Consider the following 21631-nt stretch of genomic DNA (forward strand, 5'->3'; position numbering starts at 1 on the left):
CTAGCGTGACCGCGGCGAGAAGAATGATCGAGGGGATCATGCTGCAGCCCTCAACGAGAGGCAGCTAAGCGTGAAGCCCGGTCCCATCGCCGTCAGGACAGTTCTCCTGGGTAGTCCGTGCGCAAGAAGCTTCTCGAGTACGAACAGCGCGGTTGGCGACGACATGTTCCCATAATCCGAGAGAACCTCACGTTCCTTGTCGAGGGTTCCCTGGCTCAGTTTAAGTGCCGATTCCAAGGCGGTGATGACCTTGGATCCACCGGGGTGGCACGCAAACCGGTCAACGTCGGCAGGAGTGAGATCTGATCGGGCGAGTATGGATGTCACGCCCTTCAGCACGTGAGTTTCGGCGAACGGTGGTATCGCACGGTCGAAGATCACGCCCAGACCTTCCGGATCGACGCTCCATCCCATGATGTCCAGCGTGTCGGGCCACGTATGCTGGCCTGCAAATTCGATCTCGGCCAGACCGGCCTCGCTGGCACGGACTACGCAGGCGGCGGCCCCGTCGCCGAAGAGGGCGGTCGCCACGATGTTCGCCTTCGTAAGCTTGTCCATGCGAAATGCCAATGTGCAGGTCTCGACCGCGACCACCAGCACGACGGAGCCTGGCCGAGATGCCGCCAGCCGTGACGCGATCGAAAGCCCGGAGACTCCGCCGGCACAGCCGAGGCCGAACACGGGCACCCGTTCGACGTCGTCCCGGAAACCCAGCTCTCTGCTTACCCTCGCCTCCAGACTAGGTGTCGCAATACCAGTCGAGGAGACCGTTACGATCGTGTCGACGTCGCCTGCTGTAAGGCCCGCCGACGCCAGAGCCTTGCAGGCGGCGGACATGAACATCGCACCCGCGCCCTCGATATGAGCGAGGTTTCGTTCGGGCCATCCCGACGTCTCGAGATACCACTCGATCGGCCGGACGCCATAGCGGCGTCGAATCCCCGAGGTTTCGAACACCCTTGCCAGCTTTTCGAAATCGCCAAATCGCGATGAGAACGCGGTGTGCGACGCTCGCGCCGCGTCACGCTGGTCGATGACATGTGGCGGAACTGCGGTACCGACGGATACCAGCTTGACGGAATGCTGCATAAGACTCCTTGCGACGGCGCGGAAAGACTTTGGTGCGCCGCGCGAGGACGAGACCGAACCATAACGTCTTGATCCTGCAAAAGGTTGCAATGCCGGCGGGCCTGATGCCGCACTTCGTCGGAAGGCTCCGGAGACGACGACGCGCGAAGACGGCCTCCCGCGGCTTCGTGTCAGGCTTGATCCACGTCAATGCGCTCGACGTGTGTTGGCTCCGTAATCGTCCGATCAACAAGGAGACAGCGCGATGCTTGCTAGAGACATCATGACGACCCCCGTGACGACGCTCGACGAGGGACACAACGTCAGGGAAGCCGTCGAGATCGTCAACGCCAGCAAGATCGGCGCGGTGCCCGTCGTCGATGGCGAAGGGCGGCTCACGGGCATCGTCACCGAAGGAGACCTGCTGCGCCGGGTGGCGTCGTCTTGGGCGAGACGGGCGGTACCGCATACGCGCGACCGCGAAGATGCACTGGCGGACTATGTGAAGGCCCGAAGCTGGCGCGTCAAGGACGTGATGTCGACGCCTGTCATCAGCGCCGCCCCGACCGCCACCGCGAGCCAGCTCGCCGAACTCCTGCAGGCCCACGACATCAAACACCTGCCCGTCGTCGAGAACGGCAGGCTCGCCGGAATGATCAGCCGTCGCGACTTGATGCGAGCGCTTCTCGATGTTCCACGGCAGTGCACCGCTTCCGGCGACGAGGCCCTCGGGATCGCGGTTCGTAGCCGCCTGGACGCCGAGCTTGAAATAACGCCCCCCATGGTCAATGCGACCGTCTCCAACGGGGTGGTCACCCTGAGGGGAGAGGTCGAGACGGAGCTGGAACGCTCAGCGGCCAGGGTGGCGGCGGAAAGCGTCCGCGGCGTCGGCGGCGTGGTGAACAAGATCACCCTGGCTTCCGCATGGTGAGCCTCGAACGATGAAATCGTGCCTGGAGTTTCCGTCATGTTTGTCAGGGTCATCGCAGACGCCGTCATGTCGAGGCTTCTCCTCGTCATCCTGATCCTCATGGTCGGGACGGTCGTGGGCGTCCTGCTGGTGAAACCATCCGACGACTCTCGAAGCGGGCGCGTCGAGCGCTCTCTCTCTGACCCGTGAGTGCGCGATGAACATTTGGCCCTCCAGGATTGGATTGCCGGGCCGCGTCTCGCAAAAGACCGGAAGCGCGACGGATTCGATGCCCTCCGACCTGTTCAGTTTCATCTGGCTGATGGGAAGGCGTCATCAGGCGTTGATCGCCGGGCTGTCCCTGGTTCTTTTTGTTATCGGCGCGGCGCCTCTCGAACTCCAGCGCCGGATCGTCAATGAGGCGACCGAGCAAGCGTCATACGGGTCGCTTCTCTTTCTCGTATCCCTCTACCTCGCGGTGGCAGTGTTGGAGGGCGCGGTAAAATTCACCCTCAATCTCTACAGAAGCTGGGTGGGCGAGAAGGGCACGCTCTGGCTGCGGGCGCGTGTTCTGCATCAGGCCGAGACGCCGCCGTCAGAATCCATGCTCGAGGGCGTCGAGCTGTCGATTGTTCTTGCGGAAGCCGAGCCGGTCGGCGGTTTCGTTGGAACCAGCATCTCCGAGCCGCTGCTGCAGGTCGGCATCCTTGTCACCGTCTGCAGCTACCTGATCTATCTCCAGCCGCTGATGATGCTGGCCGTCGCAGCGACCTTCGCCCCGCAGATTGCGTTCGTCCCGATGATGCAGGCCGCGATCAACCGCCGGGTCGAGGCGAAGGTCGCCATCATGCGCGACGTCAGCGAAGGCATGGTGCATGCGATCGAAGGTGGCCAGGGAGAGGATCCTCAAACTTCGCGCATCGGAGCGATCTTCTCCGCCAACATGGAGATCTACCGCTACAAGTACGCCATGAACTTTCTCATGAATCTCATGGCGCAGTTGGGCTATGTCGGCATCTTCGTCCTGGGGGGCTATTATGTTGTCACCGGCAAGACCGAGATAGGCACCGTTGTCGCCTTCGTCTCGGGACTGGCGAAGATCGTCGACCCTTGGGGGGCGATCGTGGACTGGTATCGTGACCTCAGGGTGACCCAGGTGAAGTTTCGGCTAATCAGGGACGCCGCGAAGTTCGATGGCGCTGGCAACCACGAAATATGAGTGCATTTTGATATTCCGCGCGCCCGCGCTGAGCGATCGCGCCTATTTTGAATGGCGCCTTGTTCGAGTGCGAGGCCGACGGCGTGATGTTCGGGGCTGTGAATGGTCCTCCGTTGACAGCGTCGTAAAGTAGAAGATCTTCACGGTCTCGAGAGCTGCTACGTAGAACAAGCTGATACCCAAAAGCACTGTGAGAATTTCGAGGGGGATCGGAACGAAACCAAAAAGCCCGCCGACCGCGGTGTAGGGGATGGTCACTCCCGCCGCACCGACGGCGATCGCCGTACCGAATAGCAGCGGACTGGGCCGGCTCCTCCAGATCGGACCGGGCGTCCTGATGACGAGCATGGTCGCCAACTGCGTCATTAGCGATTCAACGAACCATGCAGAGCGGAACTCGTCCTGTCCGGCGGAAAACACTGCCAGAAGGACGACGAACGTCGCCAGATCGAAGATAGAACTTAGCGGCCCGAACCAGAGCATAAACCTCTTTATGCGGGAGATGTCCCACCGCTGCGGACGCCGAAGGTCTGCCGGATCGACCTTGTCCGTGGCGATTGCCATCGCCGGCAGATCCGACAGCAGGTTGTTTAGCAGTATCTGCTTGGCAAGGAGCGGCAGGAATGGCAGCACGAGCGACGCCGCTGCCATACTGATCATGTTGCCGAAGTTGGCGCTGGTCGCGATCGATATGTACTTCATCGTGTTGGTGAAGGTCCTGCGTCCGTCGTCCACGCCTTTCGAAAGGACCGCGAGATCCTGCCGCATCAGGACGACGTCGGCAGCCTCGCGGGCGACGTCGGCCGCGCCGTCCACCGAAATCCCGACGTCCGCCTCGTGAAGGGCGGGCGCATCGTTTATCCCGTCTCCGAGATATCCGACCACGTGTCCGGCCTTGCGGAGGGCCGCCACGATCCGTTCCTTCTGATTTGGGTCGATTTCGACGAACAGGTCGGTTTTTCCCGCACGGCTGAACAGTGCGTCGTTGCTCATGCGGCCGACCTCTTTCCCTGTGAGCATGCGGGAACCGTCGATTCCGATCGCCGACGCGAGATGCCGGACGACATATCGGTTGTCTCCCGATATCACCTTGATCCGCACCCCTCGTTCGACGAGGCTTGCTACTACGGCTGAAATGTTAGCCTTCGGCGGATCCGAGAAGAGCAGAAAACCTTGCAGGCAAAGTCCGGATTCGTCTTCCCTCGAGATTTTGGGAGTTGCTTCGGATATGGGCCGGGTGGCGACTGCGAGCGCGCGCATGCCTGCTTCTCCCCATTGCCGGCAGACGTCGTCCAACTGTTTGCGGACATTGTCGTTCAAGGTCAGCTCGCGGCCCGCGGCCATGACGGCGGCGCAGACGCCGATCACGTTGGAGGCCGCTCCTTTGCAGATCAACAGCGGCGCACCGTCCTTGCCGGCAACGATTACGGATAGGCGCTTGCGCGAGAAATCGTAGGGGATCTCGGCAAGCTTGCGGGCGTCGGACGAAATCTCCCCGGCCGCGATCGTGGCCGTCACGGCGTCGTCGAGAGGATTCTTCATTCCTGATTGAAACGCCGAATTGAGAAGCGCCAGCCGCCTCACTTCAGGTGAGACGACGCCCTGCGGGTCGACGCAACTGTCGAGGCGGATGACGCCCTCGGTCAGCGTGCCCGTCTTGTCCGTGCAGAGCACGTCCATGCTGCCAAGGTTCTCCATTGCATCGAGGCGGCGGACGATCACGCCAGACTTCGACATCGTCCGGGCGCCGCGCGCGAGCGTCACGCTGATGATCGCAGGCAGCAGCTCAGGCGTCAGGCCGACGGCAAGCGCGAGCGAGAAAAGCAGAGAGTCCACGATAGGTCTGTGAAGCAGGAGATTCGCCACCAGGACGACGACGACGATGCAGAGCATGATCCGCGTCATCAGAAATCCGAAATGCCGCACACCTCGCGCGAATTCCGTTTCCGGAATCTGGCGCGCGACGGCGCTGGCGATCCGTGCGAATTCCGTGCGGGGGCCGGTCGCGATCGCAAGGGCAGTCGCAGTGCCGCTCCGAACCGAGGTTCCCGTGAACACGCAGTTGGAACGGTCCCCAAGACCGGCGTCTTTGGTCGAAACGCCGGGCGCCTTAGCAACGGGAAAAGTCTCTCCGGTAAGCGTCGCTTCGCTGACGTTTAGATCCTGCGCGACAACGATGACTGCATCGGCAGGCACGAGGCTCCCCGCCGAGAGCAGGATCAGGTCGCCCGGCACGATGCCGACTGCGGCCACGACCTTGTCGGCGCCGTCGCGGCGGACCTTTGAAGTGAGAGAAATTCGCTGTCGCAACGCCTCGACCGCTCGTTGCGCGCCATGTTCCTGAAGAAAGCCCAGAAAGCAGCTAGCGAGAATGATGATGCTGATGATAATGGCGTCGTGGACTTCGCCGACGCCACCCGCGACGAGCGCTGCGAACACAAGCACGAGCACGAGCGGACTTTTGAACTGGCGCGCGAAGTTCGCCAACATGCCTCCGCCGCTTTCCTCGGACAGAGAGTTCGGCCCGAACCGTCGCACGCGTTCTTCCGCTTCGCCGGACGTTAGCCCGTCCTGCAGGGACGTGGCGAGGGCAGCGCCCAGCTCCGAGGGCGACCTCGTCCAGTAGGCAGGGATCGCGACCTCTAAAGCGGACGAAGGGAGAGGAGTAGGAGGAACGGGGATATCCATGGCGAACTCCGTATGTGATTTCGCCGATTATCGTCTTCGCCAGGAGGACGTCATTGATGGTTGTCAAGCTTCGTATTTCGCGTCGAAGGTGCCTGGCTTGATCGATATCAACGTCCACGCCGTTCGAACCCGGTAAGGTCCCGCCGCTCGATAGCAGCCGAAGCCAGTCATACGCCACGGCGGGGACAGTTCGTCAATGTGACATGAGGACGGGCAAAAGAGGCTCGTGCAACACGCCATCGGTTGCTCCGCCCAAGACAAAATCTCGCAGCCTTGAGTGTCCGAATCCTCCCATGACCAGAAGATCGGCGCCCAGTTCCAGCGCTGTCCGCTGAATGCTGAGTCCGATGGATGACGAAGTAAACCGAGCGGCCGTTGAGCTTGCATTGACGCCGCTCGAAACCAGGATCTCAGCGAGGTGGACTCCGCTTGGCTCCGGCAGCGGCTTTTCGCCCGTCAGAGATAGGACCGAGACCCGCTTGGCCTTGTGAATGAAAGGGTTTGCATCGTTGACGGCCCGAGCGGCGGCTCGGCTTCCGTCCCAGGCGATGACCAGATGGTCGATTGGGCCCGCAAGGGTCTTTTTGGGAAAGATGATGGCTGGCCGGCCGGATCCGAATATGACCGCTTCGGCGACAATACGGGTATCGGGAACGTCCGCGATACATTCGAGAATAGCCAGATCGAAAAAACGTGCTTCCGTGGCTGCCGTGTCGTGCAATAAGGGCAAGGCGGTTTTCACCGTTCGACAAGATAATTCAACCTCGGCGCTCGCTGCGAGGTTCGTTGCCGCTGAAACCAGCGTTGCGGCACGATCGCGGCTCAAAATCTCGGCATGCTCGATCATCTTCGGAGTATCGAGCAGCAAAGACGACCATGCGTTGGGGATGTGCGGAATCGCGACTGTTAGCGCGCACGCGTGAAGATGCGCGCTGTAATACCCAGCAAACGTTACGGCGTTCGAAATGATCAATCCGGAACTTGAATCGGGATATGTTGCCAGCGGGAGAAAATATTGTGCCGTCATGTCCTGCTCCATCTCTCGCGGACCGCCACGATTGCAATCATCTATCTCCATTCGTCTCAACTCGGCATTGATGTAACGCAATTGCCGGCGCTCCGGCTTCTCTGGCCTCGGCACGGCGCCGCGTGCCAGAATTCCGCCTCTCCTTCGAAGAGCGCCAGGATAACCGGACGTTCACACCGGTGCCTTTCCAACTGGAAGTCTGCGGAAGTTGATCGTGGTCAAATCCTTGATGGCCGAGATCCGGTATTGAATTCAGGAGGACGTGCCTGTGACAATGGGAGCGCGAGGTGAATTCAACGACCGCCGAAACCACCGGGATGCGGCCGAGACTAGCACGCACGCTAACCCTGTCGCACGCCGTCCTTTACGCTCTCGGCGTCACCATAGGCGCGGGTATTTACGTGTTCGTCAGCGTCGCCGCCGGGCGGGCGGGCATGCATGCACCGCTCGCGTTTCTGGGTGCAGCACCAGTCATGGGCTTGAGCGCGGCCTCGTTTGCGGAACTCGGCACGCGAATGCCCGTCAGCGCAAGTGAAGCCGCCTATGTCGATAGGGCATTTGGAGTGCGATGGTTCACGATCGTGACCGGGTTGCTGGTCATCGTGACGGCGATCATCTCGGCAGCGACGATCAGCGCTGGTAGTGCTGGATATGTAGGCGTCCTCCTGCCGCTTCCTGGATCCTCGATCATCGCCGGCGTCGTGCTGACAATGGCTGCTATTTCATGCCTGGCGACAGCCAGCTCGATCACTTTCGCCGGTGTTATGACGCTCATCGAGGTCGGTGGTCTCCTCCTCGTTGTCGGAGCGGGGTTCTCCGAAGGCGTTGGCCTGATCGAACGCCTGCCGGAGGCATGGCCCGGCGGCAATCCCACGGCCTGGGTCGGCGTGTTCGGTACCGCCATGATTGCGGTGTTCTCCTTCATCGGCTTCGAACACGTGGTCAACATTGCCGAAGAGATGAAGACGCCGTCGAAGACTCTGCCTCGCGCGCTCTTCGTGACGTTGGGGCTGACTGCCGTCATCTATGCCGGCGTCACATGGGTCGCTGTGGTCACTGTTCCTCCGGACGAACTGGCAAGCTCGCCCGCGCCGCTCGCACTCGTCTTTGAACGCCTGACGGGCATGCCGCTCGTGACCATGAGTGCGATCGCGATCATCGCGACGTTAAACGGCATCATCGTGCACATGATTATGATCTCTCGGGTGATCTACGGCCTGGTCCAACAGGGAAACCTGCCCCAGGTGCTCGGACGCCTGAACCCTCACACGGGAACGCCAATCGTCGCCACTTTGATCGGGGCCACGGCGATCCTGGTGTTTGCTATCTTCGTACCGCTCGAAGGTCTCGCCAAGCTGACATCGCAGTGCACTTTGGGGCTGTTCACTTGGTAAACCTGGCGCTGATCCGCATAAGGATGACCGAGACCATAGCGCTGCCTCCGGGTGTGTTCATTTGCCCGTTCTGGGTGCTCGTCGCGGCTGTGATCGCGAGTGCCGCGTTGCTCGTGATCGACGTTGCGCTCATCGGTTAATCTCGCACTCACTACGTCAAAATCGACTTTGTCCTGGAGACGCGCATGAGCAGACTGCATTCGGAACATCACCTGGTCTCCCGCATCGGCTGGCTACGGGCTGCCGTCCTTGGCGCAAACGATGGAATCGTCTCGACGGCGAGCCTGATCATGGGCGTCGCCACCGCGTCCGCCGGACCCTCGCAGATCCTGGTAGCAGGCATCGCTGGTCTGGTCGCGGGCGCAATGTCCATGGCAGCCGGCGAATACGTGTCGGTAAGCTCCCAAGCGGACACCGAGGAAGCCGATCTCGCGCGAGAACGGATCGAGTTGGAGACGCAACCCGAAGGTGAGTACGAGGAGCTGACGGAGATCTACGTCAAACGCGGTCTTACCGACGAGCTGGCCAGGCAAGTCGCGATCCAACTGACCGCAAATGATGCACTCGACGCGCATTCGCGCGACGAACTCGGTATCGTCGAACACATGGCGGCCCGGCCGGTTGAGGCGGCCTTGACGTCGGCCGTCACGTTTGCGGTGGGGGCCGCATTGCCCCTGCTCATGGTCGTACTTTCGCCCGCCTCCTTGCTGATCTACACCGTTGCAACCGCGTCTTTGGCCTTCCTCGCGCTGCTGGGCGCTATCGGTGCGAAAGCGGGCGGCGCCAAGGTCTGGAGGGCCACCACGCGCGTCACTTTCTGGGGCGCTTTCGCTATGGCATTGACGGCGGGGATCGGTGCGCTGGTTGGCACCGCAGTCTGACGAGTAACTTTCCGCCCCCTCCTGCACGCCCAGCTTGAGGACGGGGTGAGTTTTTAGGATGTTGCGGTTCTGGCGCAACGAAAGAGGAGCCGACGCAAGTTCGGCTCCTCAGGGCTCAAGGGCCGGAACTCGTACTCGTCAGATCTCGGCCACCGCCTGGGCGAGCATCGAGCGGACCCTGCCTGCCAGACTGGTCAGCATTTCGTTGTCGATCGCCTGCATGGATGCGACCGGATCGATGGCGCTCACCATGACATTGCCGCCATCGATCCCGCGCAGGATGACATTGCACGGCAGCATGGCCCCCACCTTCGGTTCCAGTTTCATCGCCTCGAACGCCATGCGCGGATTGCAGGCTCCGAGGATGAGGTAGTCATCGATGTCGGCGTCGATCTTCTTTTTCATGGTTGCCTTGACATCGATCTCCGTCAGAACACCGAAACCGTGCTTGATGAGCGCGGATTTGGTCCTGCCGACCGCATCGTCGAAACTGGTCGCCCAGAGGGTTCTATCGAGCGTGTAGGTCATGAGAAGTCTCCTTTGGGCTCCCATGCAACGGCCTGCAAATGCTCGGTATCCAATCACATGTCTTGCATGAACGCCTGCATTTCTTCAGGTGTGACTTTGCCGTCATTGTTCGCGTCGACCGCGTCGAAGACGCGTTTGTGGATTGCGGTCAACTCTTCGAAAGAAATTGCGCCGTCCCCATCAGTATCGGCGATGACGAACATGATCTTCATCATATGACCGCGCATTGGCCCCATCATGCGCATTCCTTCATTCATGTCCGATGACATCATGTTGCGGCCCATCATGCCGGGCATCATTTCCGATCCGTTGGCCTCGGGTTTTGCCTCAGACTGGGCCGGGTCTGGACTTTTCGTCTGGGCGGAGGCGCTGCCCATGGCACCGACGGCACCGAGCAAGGCCAGCATAGCGATCGTTGGCAGTCTGAACATGGACATCCTGACTCTCCTCTTTGAGTATAGTCCTCCACGAGTTGGAGCGCCCTTTGAGGATACGATGCACACCGGTTTCAGACATTGCGCTGGATCAAACCACTTGTACGGTTCGAGTCGTCGAGGACGGACCGATCGCCTTCGCGCCGCGCCATGACTGCGACGCCAGCCACCTGCGTCGCCGAGGAACGATCGCGGCTGAAGCGACACCGAGGAGCGAGCCGGCTAAGGCGAGAACAAGGTGATTTCAGAGTGCGATCGTGCCTGGCTTGATCGATATCAACGTCCACGCCGGTCGAACGCGGTATCCTGACGCCATCAGCCAGCGCCTGATCGTGGTCCGGCCCTCGTGATGATGCCCCGCTCGCAGTTCGAAACGTTCAGGAGATCGAGGATGACGTCCCAGAAACAGATTGAAGGAACCTGGTCGGAACCTGTTTTCGTCCAGGTGGGAATGAACGCCCCTGAGGCTGTTGGCGGAGCGAGCGAGGCGCTCGAGTTTCTCGCCAACCGATGGAAAGGCTCGCGTAGAGAGCACGCATTCGCGAGAGAGATCTGCGCCGCGGCCGTAAGCGGGCATGTCTCGCAGGAGACCGCGCGCAAGGCTTTCATTCAGGCCGCTGACGAAGCCAGGATGTCCACCTGCGCGCCCCGTGGTCGTTCGTAGACGCCAGCACGAGATCAGCTCGGTCAAGTGAGCAACAAGTCCTTAACCCAGGTGCCTTCCATGGCTTCAGGTCCTACTCGGCCGCGACGCCGATCCAGGTCAATCGGCTCGCTTCCTGCCGGTTAGCATCGCTCGGACAAGGTTTTCCCTGTGCTCGATGCTTGCCAAGAGGACGCCAGCGATGTGAAGGCCGACGAGGCCAAGCGTCACATTGACTAGGAGTTCATGCGCCTCTTCCACCCATTCCACTCCCCAATAGGCGTCCGTCGTCATCATGTACCCGGTTGCGGCAATGCCCGAAATGGCGACGAGCAGCGCGAACACCATCGCACCTCCGGCCGGATTGTGGCCGATGTAGCGCTTGGCGCGCATGGCTAGGCTGTCACGCATGAAGCCGAGGGTCGTGACCGGATCGTAGATGAAATTGGAAAAACGCGCGTGGTGAGTGCCGACGAAGCCCCAGATGATCCGCACGAGTAGGAGACCGACGATGGCGTAGCCAGACAGAATATGCGCCTGCTTCCACTCGTCGCCCGTCAGAAAGGAAAACGCGAACAGCCCCACCAGACCCCAGTGGAACATCCGCACCACCGGATCCCAGACCCTGATCTTTGGCGGCGAGCAAGCGCCCGCCGCATCCATGTCCATCCTGCCCATGGTCATTCGCTTTCGTTGCCGACCACTGCGCCGGTCTCCGGGTTGAACAGGGTTTCGACCTTTTTGCCCTTCGCGTCGACGGCGTAGACCTCGTAGCAACTGCCCTCCATTTTCACCCGGCGCACGTCGAGGCCCTCGGCTTTGGCCTTTTCCTTGATGCCGTCCTCGCTCAGCCACCTGTCCTTGGGAGCCTGCGTGCAATTCTGACCTTCTTCGGCGTGGGCAACGCCGATCGACGCGGTGGCGAGCAGGAGGGTTGCGAACATGATCTTCTTCATTGGTTTTTCTCCATCATCCCAGGAGCGGTTTTGCTCATCTGGTCGGCTTCGAACCTATGGGGCGCGACCTGACGGCGACCTGATCGCGATTGTCAGGTTATTGTCACCTTCGATAGGATATTCTCCGACGATGTACCCGCCCCGCACGCTCGCGTTCGTCTGCTTTGTCCTTCTGTGGCCGTCGCTTCCGGTATGGAGCGCGCATGCCGACGATTTGCCTGCTCGTTCCCGCGAAGCGGATGATCTGCCGTCGCACGACGACCTGCCTAAACGGGTCCACGAAGGGAAGATTCTGCCTCTTGCCATACTGAAGGCGAAAGTCCTCGCCAAGCTGCCCGGCGAATTGATCGATGTCAGTGTCGATCGGCATGACGATCGCATAATCTACGAGTTCCGGATTCTGAGGGGCAGCGGTCAGGTCACCGAGGTGGAAGTGGACGCCGCGTCAGGCAGGATCGTCGAAATCGAGAACGAATGATGCGCCTGTTGCTTGCCGAAGACGACCCGCTCATAGCCCGTGACGTGACCGCCCAGCTCACCAAGGCCGGTTTCAACGTCGTCCACGAATCCGATGGGGAAGCCACTCTGTTCGCCGGCGAGCATGACGACTTCGCCGCCGTCGTCCTTGATCTGGGTCTGCCGAAGATCGACGGCCTAACGATCCTCAAAAAGTGGCGGTCGAACGGTCGTGACATGCCGGTCATCATCTTGACGGCGCGCGGCAACTGGGAGGAGCGCGTCGAGGGCATCAATGCTGGCGCCGACGACTACCTTGGCAAGCCATTCCGCATCGCGGAGCTTCTCGCCAGGCTGCACGCGGTCCTGCGAAGGTATTCCGGGCACGCCAGTGCTGTCCTATCGTCAGGTCCCGTTTCTATCGACCCCCGCCGACGTGCGGTCATGGTGGACGGGATGCCTGTCGATGTCACGCCTATGGAGTACAAATGCCTATCGGTGCTGATGCAGAATCGCGGTCGCGCGATCTCCCAGCTCGAACTTACCGAGCAGCTCTACACTCAGGACTTTGAACGGGAGAGCAATTCGGTGGAGGTACTGATCGGACGGCTGAGAAAGAAGCTTGGAAGGGACGCGATCATCACGCGCCGAGGCTTCGGATACCAGATAGTATCGGGCGAGGGGACATGAGGTCGCTTCACAGCCGCTTCATCATCACGTCTCTGATAGCAGTGTCGATCTGCCTTGCCGCAGCATCCGGCGCTCTCGTTCAGATCTTTGCGGACAGCTACAGCAAGCGCGTGCAGAACGAGCTGACCGGACACATAAACCGTCTGGCGGCTGTGATCCGCTTCTTGCCCGGAGGCAAGCTGCAGGTGCCCGAGAACCCTCCGGACAATCGTTTCCTGATACCCTATGGGGGGCTCTACTGGCAGATCGACGATCCTGTGGGGAAGGCGGAGGTCCGATCTTCCTCGCTCTTCGACTATGTCCTGCCTCTGCCGGAGGAGTCACATCCTGTCGGTATCATGCACCAATATCGTCTCTCCGGGCCGGAGGGGAAAGATGTCCTTGTTCAGGAACGCGTGCTGTCGTTGGCCGCACCTGAGGGCAGGAGGCCCATACGCATCGCAGTGGCGGTGGATGCCGACGAGGTCGACAGCGCTCGCGTTGGATTTGCTCTCGACATTCTGCCCTATGTCGCCGTTCTTGCCGCGCTCCTCGTGTTGATGTCGATCGGGCAGCTTTGGATCGGATTGAGACCTCTCGACCGCATCGGTCGTGATCTTGAAGCCGTCCGCGACCGGAGGGCCAGCCGACTGGCGGGGGCCTACCCGCGCGAGGTTCAACCGCTCGTCAACCAACTGAACAAGCTGCTGCAAAGCCAGGCCGCGGCGATGGAGAAGGCCAGGAGTAGGGCCAGTGATCTCGCCCACGGGCTGAAGACGCCTTTGACCGTTCTCACAAACAACGCGTACTCACTCCGGGAGAAGGGCGAGGTCGAGATCGCCGATGAACTCGACCATCTTGCCGAGACCATGCTTTCGCACGTCGAGCACGAGCTCGCCCGAGCCCGCATCACCCCGAGCCCTGATCAGCGGAGTGGCGATGCCGACGTCGAGAAGATCATCAACGAGACCGTTCGAATGCTCCGACATACTGAGGCAGGGGAACGCATCGCATGGGAAATAGACGTTGCCGAGGACTTCAGCGTTCCCGTCGATCCGCACGACTTCCGCGAGCTTGCGGGGAACCTGCTCGAGAACGCCTGCAAGTGGGCCAAGAACAGGATCCATGTCAGCGCGGTTCGACATAATGGGCATTCCCGTCTAATGATCGAGGACGACGGCCCAGGCGTGGCGCCAAAGAGATTGCCCGATCTTCCGCGGCGGGGTGTCCGTCTCGACCGTCTGAAACCCGGCTCTGGTCTGGGTCTTGCCATCGTGTCGGAGATTGCAGCGGTGTACGATCTGACGCTCACGTTGGAAAACCGCGTGGAAGATGGCTTCCGTGCGGAGGTCGTCTTCCCTGACGCCGTCGCCTCTCAAACGCTCTTTTCCGGACAACCGGCGGCGACATAACATATTCCTAGGGGATTGACGCCATCTGTCCGCGCTGCGTCATGCCGAGCAGTCCAGACTTCGAAGAGCCATAGGGCACGGCGGTCGGGATGCCGACGTAGGAGGTAAGCGAGCAGAGCTTTATAATGCTTCAGCCTCCAGGCTGATTTGACATCCAACGTGCTGCGCCTTGCGACCAGAAGAACGCGCCCTTGAGGTTGGTCCCGATGATCTTATCCCAGAGTTCGTCGACATCGAGCGATGGAGATACCTGTCACATCCTGGGCGCTCGTGATGCAGGTCCTGCCAAGGGCCTCGATCGCCAGCTAGCGAGTGTTTGGTCAGCCACGCTATAACGGCATTCTCGCAAGTAGCTGCGTGTACGCGGCGATCCTACGGGATATAAACTCGGTGAAGATCCACACGCGCGTTGTCTTGCGGGTCTCGCCTTGCGTGAGAAGCCAGAGCGTTCCCTATAGGTGCAGGTCGCTGCCTGGCACCCTCACCAGTAGCGGATCGGCGTCTCCGACAAAGCACGGCAACGCCGTGATGCCGATCCCTTGTCGTACGCCGAAATCTGAGAATCGAAGTCCGTGGTCCTGAACGAAACCCCGATGTACGAGCCTCACCCTCGCTGGCCCAGCCCGGAACTCCATGCCCGCTTACGGCGATCCATCTGGGATCGGGAGCACCCGCACGCCAGGCGGCAGGAGATCGCGGGACAGGTACGGCAAGCTGAATGCACGGGGCGCTGCTCAGAACTGCCAATCGACGAGCGTCTCGCCGCCGGAGACCTCAAGCACCGTGCCCGTGACGTAGGCATTGGTCATCAGGAACACAGCCGCATGGCCGACATCGGCGGGATACCCAATCCTGCGGGCCGGGAAATTATCGCGCACCCTCTCACGGACGTCCGCCGCATCTGTTGGAGATAAGAAGTTCCATAGGTCGGTGTCGATGAACCCGGGACGAATGGCATTCACCCTGATGGGTCCGAGTTCGAGTGCCAGCGAGCGGGCCAGCGCCTCCACAGCGGCAAAAGTCGATGTGACGGCCGTCATGCCAATCTTCGGGCGTGCTGCGATCCCTCCTGTAAGAAAGGTGATGGATCCTTCGGAGGAAAGTTTTGGGGCTGCATAGCGTGCACATGCCCAGGAGCCGAGAAACTTACTATCGGCATAGCTGCGCACACCTCGCATGTCTTCGTCCATGAATGCACCCCAGCTGCCGTCGGTCGGACCCGCAGCGACGAGCAAATGATCCAGACGGCCGATAGCGCCAAAGGTAGCCCGAACCGCATCCTCGTCGCCGATGTCTAATACCAGCTGCTCGAAAGGCGCGAGCTCCGGGTGGTTGGTTACAGAGGCCGAGCGCCGGCTGGCGACTGTTACACTCGCTCCCGCCGCGTGAGCGGCCTGAGCCATGCCGAGCCCTATTCCTGTTTTTCCGCCGACGACGACCACGCGTTTTCCGGTGAGATCATAGGAAGGTGAATGTGGACGCTTCAATTCGTTCTGTGATGTGGTCATAGTAAGTTTCCTAACAGCTACGGTTCTGGATGGATCAGGCGATCTGCCTAAGCACGCCACCGTCAACGCGCATGGCGGACCCGGTCGTACCGGATGCTTGCTCCGAGCAAAGATAGACGACCATGTTGGCTACCTCTTCCGTGCTGGTGAACCGATTGATGAGGGTTGTCGGGCGCATTGCCTTCAGGAATTGCTGTTCTGCCTCTTCCTGGGTGATCCCCTGTTCACGGGCGGTCCCTGCCATCCAGTTCGACATGATTTCTGAATTCGTCGGACCCGGAAGTACCGAGTTGACAGTTACGCCCGTCCCGGCAACGGTTTCCGCAAGCCCTCGCGAAATCGCCAGCTGGGCAGTCTTGGTCATACCGTAGTCGATCATATCCTTCGGAATGGCGAGTGCGGATTCGCTGCTGATGAACACGACGCGGCCCCAGCCACGCTCGGTCATCTTCGGCAAATAATGACGTGCCGCGCGAACGCCGCTCATAACATTGAGCTGAAATAGACCCAGCCAGTCTTCGTCAGTGAGATCCGAGAAGGGTTTGGGGTTGGCTGTGCCCGCGTTGTTGATGAGGATATCAGTATTGGGGGCTTTGGCAGCGAGAACCGCGCTGCCCTCCTTGGTGGCCAGATCCGCAACAACGCCGGTGATCTCGACGTCCGGGAAGAGCGCCTTGACCTCAGCCACCGCGGTGGCGACCCGGCCCTCGCTACGGCCATTGACAACGACTGACGCGCCAGCGCGCGCCAAGCCCTCTGCAATCGCCCGACCAATGCCGGCAGTGGATCCGGTGACGACTGCTTTGCGCCCTGCAAGTGAAATGTTCATGATCGTTCTTTCTGATTGCGACGATCATTCTTCATAGCGCATGCTAGAAACAGCGATAATAAGCCAAATCAGCATGATATTGATATTCAAATGGAATAAATGACGACCATGCTTCGTCTACGAGCGTAGCGATTACCGGACTTCTCACAGGGCGTTATGATAAGTCAGAACAGCCCTTCCAGCGATGCGGCTAAAAAGTCAGTTACGCGTCGGACCCGCGCGGAAACCAACCGACGTTTGGGCCAGATAAAGCTGACGTCTCTGGTGTCCCGGACATAGTCGGTGAGGATTGTCACCACGTCGGGATGCGAAAGCTCTTCGACGAGGGACGCCTTGGTGAACATGCCGATGCCGACGCCGGCAAGCACACCCGCACGGATCGTCTCCATGCTGTTGGAGGTGAGGTTTCCGCGCACAGCCACGCTAAAATGACCTTTCGGGCCGACGAATGGCCAATTCGCCGACTCCTCGAAGCCGCCGTAAACGAGACAATTATGACGTGCAAGCTCGGCAGGCTCTAAAGGGACACCGTGCTTTTCGAAGTATCGGCGCGAGCCTACGCACACGAGAGGGGTCTTTGCCACGCGCCTGACGACGGCATCGGGCTCCTCGACAGCTCCCACTCTTATCACCAGATCGACCCGATCCTCGACCATGTCCCGCCGAAGATCCGATAAAACTAGATCCACTTGGAGATTAGGATATTCGGCCAGCAAATTCGGAACGACGGGCAGAATATGAAGTCGACCGAACGTGGTGGGTACCGCAATGCGGATCGATCCCGACATGTCGGCGCCGCTGCCCATGGCTTCTCGATTGGTGTCTTCGATCTCCTCGAGCAAAGGTTTCATTCTGTCGAAGTATCTTCGTCCCTGATCAGTCAAGGTGACGTTTCGGGTGCTGCGATTAAAGAGTGCAACGCCCAGACGATTTTCGAGCGTACCGATCGCTTTGCTCACTGCCGGCTGTGACGTGCCGGTTCTCCGGGCGGCTGCCGTGAAACCGCCCGTCTCGACGACTGCAAGGAACACCTCGAGCTCGGAAAGCCGATCCATCTTATTACCTTACGATATAGAAGGTCGCCAGACCTCCGACCATTCGAGCATATAATTTTACACGGAGTTGTCACGTTATCGAGCGTGAGCGGTGTTTGTCGCAAGCCGTCTGCAATCAAGCGGTAGCGCCGGTGACGGCCTTCCAGTGCGCTATTGCGCGGATGCGATGAATGTGGGTGGACAGCGCGGATCGTTTATGACTTGGGGGGACGAAGAGATTTCGAAGCGCGGAGAAGATCGAGATGAAGCGCTGCAGACTTCCCGGTGATCGGAAGCCTTGCATCGTCCTCTCCCGCTTCCGCAGTGGCAGATGGGAATTTTCCGCTCGATTATTGAGACCCTTGTGGGATCGGTGCTCGACAGCCGGCATAACTTCTCGCTTGGCCGCGCCATACGAGCGGAGCTTGTCGGTGATGATCCGCGTGGGCGGCATGCCTGCTTTCTTCAATAGCCTGACGAGCAATCGCTTGGCGGACTTCGTATTGCGTCGGCTCTGAACAATCTCGTCGAGAACATAGCCATCTTGATCAACGGCACGCCAAAGCCAGTGCTTCTTGCCTGCGATGGAAATCACCACCTCGTCCAGATGCCAGACATCCCGGCGCGACGGCCGCCTGCGACGGAGTAGCTTTGCGTATGCCGGTCCGAATTTCCGACCCCATCGCCGGATCGTTTCATACGAAACGACAACTCCGCGCTCCAGCAGCATCTCCTCGACAAGGCGTAAGCTCAGCGGAAACCTGAAATACAGCCAGACCGCGTTCGAGATGATCTGTTGCGGGAAACGGTGGCGCTTGTAGCTGACGGCAGGACTCTTGATTCCACCGTCTCTATGTCCAGTTCACTGACGCCGCGTTTATGTGACAACACCCGTCGCCGACGTCATCGCCTTCCTTGCATCGAACGAAGCGCGCTGGACGACGGGCCAGATGATCGATGCGACAGGTGGTGCGCGGATCTAATTGAACGACAATCCTCATATTTGCAGCCATTCAATCGGCGGCAGAGGATCAATGGTTGACCAGGGGCCGGTTGGGATCCGGTCCCCCGTCGGTCGACCGATTAAGATCGCGCTTGACGCGCGATCTTGCCCTCACTCAAGACAGGTTTGCAGGTCTCGTTCCCGCGCCAAAGCAACAATCGTCCTAACTGGCACGGCGGTCTTTCACTGGTGCCTTGCATCAGGGCCGGGAGAGCTGGGCCTCGATCGCCGCTTTGTCGAGCACCGACCATACTTCGATAATCTTGTCGCCTTCATATTCATAGAAGACGTTTTCGGAAAACCTCACGCGTTTCCCGTTGACGGGAACGCCCAGGAACTCGCCGCTTGGACTGATGTCAAATTCAAGGCGGCTCGCCACCGTTTTCTGGTCGGATACCAGAAGCCGGACCTCGAAACGCAGGTCTGGGATCTCACGGAATTCCTTCTCCCGCGCCTGTCGATAGGCATCAAGGCCTACCATCTCGCCGTTATAGCCAACCTCGTCGGCGACATATTTTCCAAGATTGTCCCAGTCCTGAGCGTTGAGGCAGTCGATGTATCCTTGGTACAAATCGGCCAGTGTGTGTTTCGGCGTGTGCTGGCTGATGTTGGATTCACATAAGGAATCAGCACCATGGGTCATTCGCTCCGGTCGTCGACGCTCGTTCCTCGCGGCTTTGTGGTCTACAATACAGCCATTGATGACGGGGTCATGTTGATCGCAATTCGTCCGGCGAGCACAGCAAGCCTTTGCCCGATCTGCGGAACAAGGTCGGAACGAATCCACAGTCGATATCAACGACGCTTGGCTGACCTGCCGTTGGTGGGAAAGCCTGTTCGGCTTGTCATTGATGCGCGACGATTCCACTGCGACGCAGTGTTGTGCGGCCGGCGAATCTTCACCGAGCGCTTTGACGGGGACGTTCTCGCGCCTTCGTCGCGGCGAACTGCCAGGCTCGACCACATCGTCCATCATCTCGGACTTGCTCTGGGTGGCAGGCCAGCGGCCACCTCTGCCAAAAGGCTCATGCTGCCCGTAAGCGTGCGCGGGCGCAATACCACCTGAGACAGGTGCTGCTCTATCTCGATGCATTCGTGCTGAACAAGCCGGAGATCATGATCGCAGATGCAGCCAGCAAGATCTCGGCGCAGGGCGAGCTTACTGACGAGACGACACGGCGGCTGATCGCAGAACAGCTCGCCGCGCTTCGGGGGCTTATCCAGAGGGTAGCAGCATCTTGAGCATACCCCGCAAAACTGTGTAGCAGTTTTGCGACCACGACATGGGGGAAACCAAAGATCTAAAGCGTCAGAGCAGCGAAGCTGAAAGATTGCGACGCGCATTAGTAAACCTTTGCCGTGCCCGAACTTCTGGCGGTGGTCGCGCCAGCGTTCCGAAAATCGGTGAGCTGGCGTGAAGCACCGTTTGCCAAAAGGCCAACATCGTTGCCGATGGCGACGAAGGTGGCGCCAAGTTCCACATAGCGCTTGGCCAATGCCTTATCAGCCGTGAGGATGCCCGCGGCCTTGCCGTGCGACTGGATGCGGATCAGCGCCGCTTCAACTGCCTGCTGCACCTCGGCATCGCCAGGCCTGCCGAGATGGCCCATGTCGGCGGCAAGATCGGCTGGTCCAATAAAAACACCGTCGACGCCGGCGGTGGTGGCGATGTCATCGAGTGCGGCCAATCCGGCACGGCTTTCGATCTGCAGCAGCAGGCAAATCTCCTCATTGGCCGTCTGCAGATAGTCGGGAATGCGGTTGAATGCCGAAGCGCGGGCGAGGGCCGCGCCCACCCCACGCATACCGTGCGGCGGGTAACGCACGGCGCGCACCATTGCCTTCGCCTGGTCGCCGCTCTCGACCATTGGCACCAACACGGTTTGCGCGCCGATATCGAGGATCTGCTTCAAAAGCCAGGGCTCGCCGATCGGCGCCCGGATGATCGGATGGCTCGGCGAACCCTTGAGCGCTTGCAACTGCGCCATCATCAGAGGGATATCGTTCGGGGCATGCTCACCATCGATCAGCAACCAGTCATAGCCCGCGCCAGCGCAGATTTCGGCCGTATAGGGGTTGGCGAGCGCCAGCCAGAGGCCGATCTGCGGACGCTTCTCCGTCAAGGCCGCCTTGAATATGTTTTTTGGCGCCGGCATGGGCATCTCTCCTATGCGAAATAGCTGCTAACGGTACCGTAGGGTCCGAAATCGGCAACGATCGTATCGCCGTGGCGTGCTTCGACCGGGCGAATGAAGGAACCGGCAAGGACGATCTGGCCCGCCTCGATGCCGTCGCCATATTCAGCCAGCCGATTGGCAAGCCAGGCAACGCCGCGCGCCGGCTGGTTGAGAACTCCGGCCCCCAGACCGGTTTCCTCGACCTCGGAGTTGCGACTGACAATTGCGCCCATCCAGCGCATGTCGACAGTGTCGGGTCGCACCATGCGTCCGCCGAGCACGATGCCGGCATTGGCCGCATTGTCGGAAATCGTGTCGACGATGGTACGGGCCTTCTTCGTGTCCGGATCGACACGCAGGATCCGCGTATCGAGAATTTCCAGCGCCGGCGTCACATAGTCGGTGGCATTGAGCACGTCGAAGACCGTGGCGTTGGGCCCCTTCAACGGCGCCTTCATGATGAAGGCGATTTCCGCCTCGATGCGTGGCTGGATAAAACGATCCTTCGCAATCGTCTCGCCGTCCTCGAACATCATGTCGTCGAACAGGACGCCGGAGTCGGGAATGTCGATGTTCAGCGCATACTGCATCGCCTTGGAGGTCAGGCCAATCTTCCAGCCGATCACCTTGCGACCGGAAGCGACCTTCTTCTTGACCCAGGCCGACTGCACCGCATAGGCGTCGTCCATCGTCATGCCGGCGTACTGCAGCGACAAGAGACCGGTCTGGACGCGTGTCCGCTCTGCGATGTCAAGCCGTTCGGCCGCCTGGCGGATCTCATCGGGTGTCAACATG

At 60.2% G+C, this 21631-nt stretch carries 25 protein-coding genes and 3 pseudogenes; 12 read left to right on the forward strand and 16 right to left on the reverse strand.

Annotated elements, in window-relative coordinates; genetic code table 11:
• Positions 1-36 precede the first annotated feature (36 nt).
• On the reverse strand, positions 37-1089 hold the full coding sequence (locus tag ELH03_RS34720; protein WP_130716785.1) for a type III polyketide synthase: 1053 nt from the start codon (positions 1087-1089) through the stop codon (positions 37-39).
• A gap of 244 nt (positions 1090-1333) precedes the next feature.
• Here ELH03_RS34720 and ELH03_RS34730 point away from each other — a divergent pair, with 244 nt between their 5' ends.
• The 3 genes from ELH03_RS34730 to ELH03_RS34735 all read left to right on the forward strand — a co-directional run bounded on the left by ELH03_RS34730 (position 1334) and on the right by ELH03_RS34735 (position 3197).
• Entirely contained in the window at positions 1334-1999 is a 666-nt protein-coding gene (locus ELH03_RS34730; protein WP_197729084.1) for a CBS domain-containing protein, read from the forward strand.
• A gap of 36 nt (positions 2000-2035) precedes the next feature.
• Positions 2036-2188 (forward strand): hypothetical protein, encoded by a 153-nt coding sequence (locus tag ELH03_RS37685; RefSeq protein WP_018073256.1) that lies wholly within the window; start codon positions 2036-2038, stop codon positions 2186-2188.
• 79 nt (positions 2189-2267) lie between these two features.
• A complete protein-coding gene (locus ELH03_RS34735) occupies positions 2268-3197 on the forward strand; it encodes an ABC transporter ATP-binding protein (protein ID WP_245504938.1) in 930 nt (309 codons plus the stop codon).
• Between the two features lie 42 nt (positions 3198-3239).
• Here ELH03_RS34735 and mgtA read toward each other — a convergent pair whose 3' ends face one another.
• The gene (mgtA, locus tag ELH03_RS34740) at positions 3240-5885 is read right to left on the reverse strand and encodes a magnesium-translocating P-type ATPase (protein WP_130767492.1); all 2646 of its coding nucleotides are present in this window, start codon (positions 5883-5885) and stop codon (positions 3240-3242) included.
• Positions 5886-6078: 193 nt separating this feature from the next.
• Entirely contained in the window at positions 6079-6963 is an 885-nt protein-coding gene (locus ELH03_RS34745) for a universal stress protein (RefSeq protein WP_130767561.1), read from the reverse strand.
• Positions 6964-7199: 236 nt separating this feature from the next.
• Here ELH03_RS34745 and ELH03_RS34750 point away from each other — a divergent pair, with 236 nt between their 5' ends.
• Both ELH03_RS34750 and ELH03_RS34755 read left to right on the forward strand, forming a co-directional pair.
• Entirely contained in the window at positions 7200-8306 is a 1107-nt protein-coding gene (locus tag ELH03_RS34750; protein WP_245504926.1) for an APC family permease, read from the forward strand.
• 185 nt (positions 8307-8491) lie between these two features.
• Positions 8492-9187 carry a VIT1/CCC1 transporter family protein gene (locus ELH03_RS34755; RefSeq protein WP_130767493.1) on the forward strand — a complete coding sequence of 232 codons (696 nt, stop codon included), beginning with the start codon at positions 8492-8494 and terminating at the stop codon, positions 9185-9187.
• Between the two features lie 138 nt (positions 9188-9325).
• On the opposite strand, the gene ELH03_RS34760 is transcribed toward ELH03_RS34755, so the two are convergent.
• Together ELH03_RS34760 and ELH03_RS34765 are read right to left on the reverse strand one after the other, a co-directional pair.
• Positions 9326-9715 carry a DUF302 domain-containing protein gene (locus ELH03_RS34760; RefSeq protein WP_130767494.1) on the reverse strand — a complete coding sequence of 130 codons (390 nt, stop codon included), beginning with the start codon at positions 9713-9715 and terminating at the stop codon, positions 9326-9328.
• A gap of 53 nt (positions 9716-9768) precedes the next feature.
• A complete protein-coding gene (locus tag ELH03_RS34765) occupies positions 9769-10227 on the reverse strand; it encodes an EF-hand domain-containing protein (protein ID WP_130767562.1) in 459 nt (152 codons plus the stop codon).
• A gap of 313 nt (positions 10228-10540) precedes the next feature.
• Here ELH03_RS34765 and ELH03_RS34770 point away from each other — a divergent pair, with 313 nt between their 5' ends.
• Positions 10541-10813 carry a DUF982 domain-containing protein gene (locus ELH03_RS34770; RefSeq protein WP_130767495.1) on the forward strand — a complete coding sequence of 91 codons (273 nt, stop codon included), beginning with the start codon at positions 10541-10543 and terminating at the stop codon, positions 10811-10813.
• Between the two features lie 99 nt (positions 10814-10912).
• Here ELH03_RS34770 and ELH03_RS34775 read toward each other — a convergent pair whose 3' ends face one another.
• Positions 10913-11476, reverse strand: a complete 564-nt coding sequence (locus ELH03_RS34775; protein WP_130767496.1) for a cytochrome b/b6 domain-containing protein — start codon at positions 11474-11476, stop codon at positions 10913-10915.
• A complete protein-coding gene (locus ELH03_RS34780) occupies positions 11473-11748 on the reverse strand; it encodes a PepSY domain-containing protein (RefSeq protein WP_130767497.1) in 276 nt (91 codons plus the stop codon). Before ELH03_RS34780 ends, ELH03_RS34775 begins: the two co-directional genes overlap by 4 nt.
• Here ELH03_RS34780 and ELH03_RS34785 point away from each other — a divergent pair.
• From ELH03_RS34785 to ELH03_RS34795, 3 genes are read left to right on the forward strand one after another with little or no spacing between them, the layout of a single operon-like run.
• Positions 11735-12226, forward strand: a complete 492-nt coding sequence (locus ELH03_RS34785) for a PepSY domain-containing protein (protein ID WP_245504927.1) — start codon at positions 11735-11737, stop codon at positions 12224-12226. The two genes, ELH03_RS34780 and ELH03_RS34785, sit on opposite strands and share 14 nt — an antisense overlap.
• The gene (locus ELH03_RS34790; RefSeq protein WP_130767498.1) at positions 12223-12894 is read left to right on the forward strand and encodes a response regulator transcription factor; all 672 of its coding nucleotides are present in this window, start codon (positions 12223-12225) and stop codon (positions 12892-12894) included. Before ELH03_RS34785 ends, ELH03_RS34790 begins: the two co-directional genes overlap by 4 nt.
• The gene (locus ELH03_RS34795; RefSeq protein ID WP_130767499.1) at positions 12891-14285 is read left to right on the forward strand and encodes a sensor histidine kinase; all 1395 of its coding nucleotides are present in this window, start codon (positions 12891-12893) and stop codon (positions 14283-14285) included. The genes ELH03_RS34790 and ELH03_RS34795 overlap by 4 nt, the downstream gene beginning before the upstream one ends.
• A 34-nt stretch (positions 14286-14319) precedes the next feature.
• Here the strand turns inward: ELH03_RS34795 and ELH03_RS38370 are convergent.
• The 6 genes and pseudogenes from ELH03_RS38370 to ELH03_RS34825 form a co-directional block, all read right to left on the reverse strand.
• A pseudogene (locus tag ELH03_RS38370) lies at positions 14320-14538 on the reverse strand (SDR family NAD(P)-dependent oxidoreductase); the annotation flags it as partial.
• A gap of 76 nt (positions 14539-14614) precedes the next feature.
• Positions 14615-14995: pseudogene (locus tag ELH03_RS34805) on the reverse strand (LysR family transcriptional regulator); the annotation flags it as partial.
• A 24-nt stretch (positions 14996-15019) separates the two neighbouring features.
• Positions 15020-15793, reverse strand: a complete 774-nt coding sequence (locus ELH03_RS34810) for an SDR family oxidoreductase (RefSeq protein ID WP_130660219.1) — start codon at positions 15791-15793, stop codon at positions 15020-15022.
• A gap of 34 nt (positions 15794-15827) precedes the next feature.
• The gene (locus ELH03_RS34815; protein ID WP_105008650.1) at positions 15828-16622 is read right to left on the reverse strand and encodes an SDR family NAD(P)-dependent oxidoreductase; all 795 of its coding nucleotides are present in this window, start codon (positions 16620-16622) and stop codon (positions 15828-15830) included.
• Between the two features lie 164 nt (positions 16623-16786).
• Positions 16787-17677: a LysR family transcriptional regulator gene (locus ELH03_RS34820; RefSeq protein WP_130660218.1), complete on the reverse strand. Its 891-nt coding sequence runs from the start codon at positions 17675-17677 to the stop codon at positions 16787-16789.
• A 115-nt stretch (positions 17678-17792) separates the two neighbouring features.
• Positions 17793-18497: an IS6 family transposase gene (locus tag ELH03_RS34825; RefSeq protein ID WP_130767500.1), complete on the reverse strand. Its 705-nt coding sequence runs from the start codon at positions 18495-18497 to the stop codon at positions 17793-17795.
• Positions 18498-18546: 49 nt separating this feature from the next.
• On the opposite strand from ELH03_RS34825, the pseudogene ELH03_RS34830 reads away from it, so the two are divergent.
• Positions 18547-18639, forward strand: a pseudogene (locus tag ELH03_RS34830) (short-chain dehydrogenase); the annotation flags it as partial.
• Positions 18640-18858: 219 nt separating this feature from the next.
• On the opposite strand, the gene ELH03_RS34835 reads toward ELH03_RS34830, so the two are convergent.
• Complete coding sequence (locus tag ELH03_RS34835) at positions 18859-19302, reverse strand: ester cyclase (RefSeq protein WP_130660217.1); 444 nt, start codon at positions 19300-19302, stop codon at positions 18859-18861.
• Between the two features lie 69 nt (positions 19303-19371).
• On the opposite strand from ELH03_RS34835, the gene ELH03_RS34840 reads away from it, so the two are divergent.
• Positions 19372-19725: a transposase family protein gene (locus ELH03_RS34840; RefSeq protein ID WP_245485474.1), complete on the forward strand. Its 354-nt coding sequence runs from the start codon at positions 19372-19374 to the stop codon at positions 19723-19725.
• Between the two features lie 5 nt (positions 19726-19730).
• Entirely contained in the window at positions 19731-19901 is a 171-nt protein-coding gene (locus ELH03_RS34845) for a hypothetical protein (protein WP_245504928.1), read from the forward strand.
• Between the two features lie 101 nt (positions 19902-20002).
• On the opposite strand, the gene hpaI is transcribed toward ELH03_RS34845, so the two are convergent.
• Both hpaI and hpaH read right to left on the reverse strand, forming a co-directional pair.
• Positions 20003-20815, reverse strand: a complete 813-nt coding sequence (gene hpaI, locus ELH03_RS34850; protein ID WP_130767501.1) for a 4-hydroxy-2-oxoheptanedioate aldolase — start codon at positions 20813-20815, stop codon at positions 20003-20005.
• An 11-nt stretch (positions 20816-20826) separates the two neighbouring features.
• Complete coding sequence (hpaH, locus tag ELH03_RS34855; protein WP_003577036.1) at positions 20827-21630, reverse strand: 2-oxo-hept-4-ene-1,7-dioate hydratase; 804 nt, start codon at positions 21628-21630, stop codon at positions 20827-20829.
• Between the last annotated feature and the right edge of the window lies 1 nt (position 21631).

The organism is Rhizobium beringeri, from assembly GCF_004306515.1.
GTDB classification, from domain to species: Bacteria; Pseudomonadota; Alphaproteobacteria; order Rhizobiales; family Rhizobiaceae; genus Rhizobium; species Rhizobium beringeri.

Coding starts and splice junctions, on each gene's coding strand:
- ELH03_RS34720 (WP_130716785.1), bottom strand. CDS start 1,089: ATGCAGCATTCCGTCAAGCTGGTATCCGTCGGTACCGCAGTTCCGCCA.
- ELH03_RS34730 (WP_197729084.1), top strand. CDS start 1,334: ATGCTTGCTAGAGACATCATGACGACCCCCGTGACGACGCTCGACGAG.
- ELH03_RS37685 (WP_018073256.1), top strand. CDS start 2,036: ATGTTTGTCAGGGTCATCGCAGACGCCGTCATGTCGAGGCTTCTCCTC.
- ELH03_RS34735 (WP_245504938.1), top strand. CDS start 2,268: ATGCCCTCCGACCTGTTCAGTTTCATCTGGCTGATGGGAAGGCGTCAT.
- mgtA (WP_130767492.1), bottom strand. CDS start 5,885: ATGGATATCCCCGTTCCTCCTACTCCTCTCCCTTCGTCCGCTTTAGAG.
- ELH03_RS34745 (WP_130767561.1), bottom strand. CDS start 6,963: ATGGAGATAGATGATTGCAATCGTGGCGGTCCGCGAGAGATGGAGCAG.
- ELH03_RS34755 (WP_130767493.1), top strand. CDS start 8,492: ATGAGCAGACTGCATTCGGAACATCACCTGGTCTCCCGCATCGGCTGG.
- ELH03_RS34760 (WP_130767494.1), bottom strand. CDS start 9,715: ATGACCTACACGCTCGATAGAACCCTCTGGGCGACCAGTTTCGACGAT.
- ELH03_RS34770 (WP_130767495.1), top strand. CDS start 10,541: ATGACGTCCCAGAAACAGATTGAAGGAACCTGGTCGGAACCTGTTTTC.
- ELH03_RS34775 (WP_130767496.1), bottom strand. CDS start 11,476: ATGACCATGGGCAGGATGGACATGGATGCGGCGGGCGCTTGCTCGCCG.
- ELH03_RS34785 (WP_245504927.1), top strand. CDS start 11,735: ATGATCTTCTTCATTGGTTTTTCTCCATCATCCCAGGAGCGGTTTTGC.
- ELH03_RS34780 (WP_130767497.1), bottom strand. CDS start 11,748: ATGAAGAAGATCATGTTCGCAACCCTCCTGCTCGCCACCGCGTCGATC.
- ELH03_RS34790 (WP_130767498.1), top strand. CDS start 12,223: ATGATGCGCCTGTTGCTTGCCGAAGACGACCCGCTCATAGCCCGTGAC.
- ELH03_RS34795 (WP_130767499.1), top strand. CDS start 12,891: ATGAGGTCGCTTCACAGCCGCTTCATCATCACGTCTCTGATAGCAGTG.
- ELH03_RS34810 (WP_130660219.1), bottom strand. CDS start 15,793: ATGACCACATCACAGAACGAATTGAAGCGTCCACATTCACCTTCCTAT.
- ELH03_RS34815 (WP_105008650.1), bottom strand. CDS start 16,622: ATGAACATTTCACTTGCAGGGCGCAAAGCAGTCGTCACCGGATCCACT.
- ELH03_RS34820 (WP_130660218.1), bottom strand. CDS start 17,677: ATGGATCGGCTTTCCGAGCTCGAGGTGTTCCTTGCAGTCGTCGAGACG.
- ELH03_RS34835 (WP_130660217.1), bottom strand. CDS start 19,302: ATGACCCATGGTGCTGATTCCTTATGTGAATCCAACATCAGCCAGCAC.
- ELH03_RS34840 (WP_245485474.1), top strand. CDS start 19,372: ATGTTGATCGCAATTCGTCCGGCGAGCACAGCAAGCCTTTGCCCGATC.
- hpaI (WP_130767501.1), bottom strand. CDS start 20,815: ATGCCGGCGCCAAAAAACATATTCAAGGCGGCCTTGACGGAGAAGCGT.
- hpaH (WP_003577036.1), bottom strand. CDS start 21,630: ATGTTGACACCCGATGAGATCCGCCAGGCGGCCGAACGGCTTGACATC.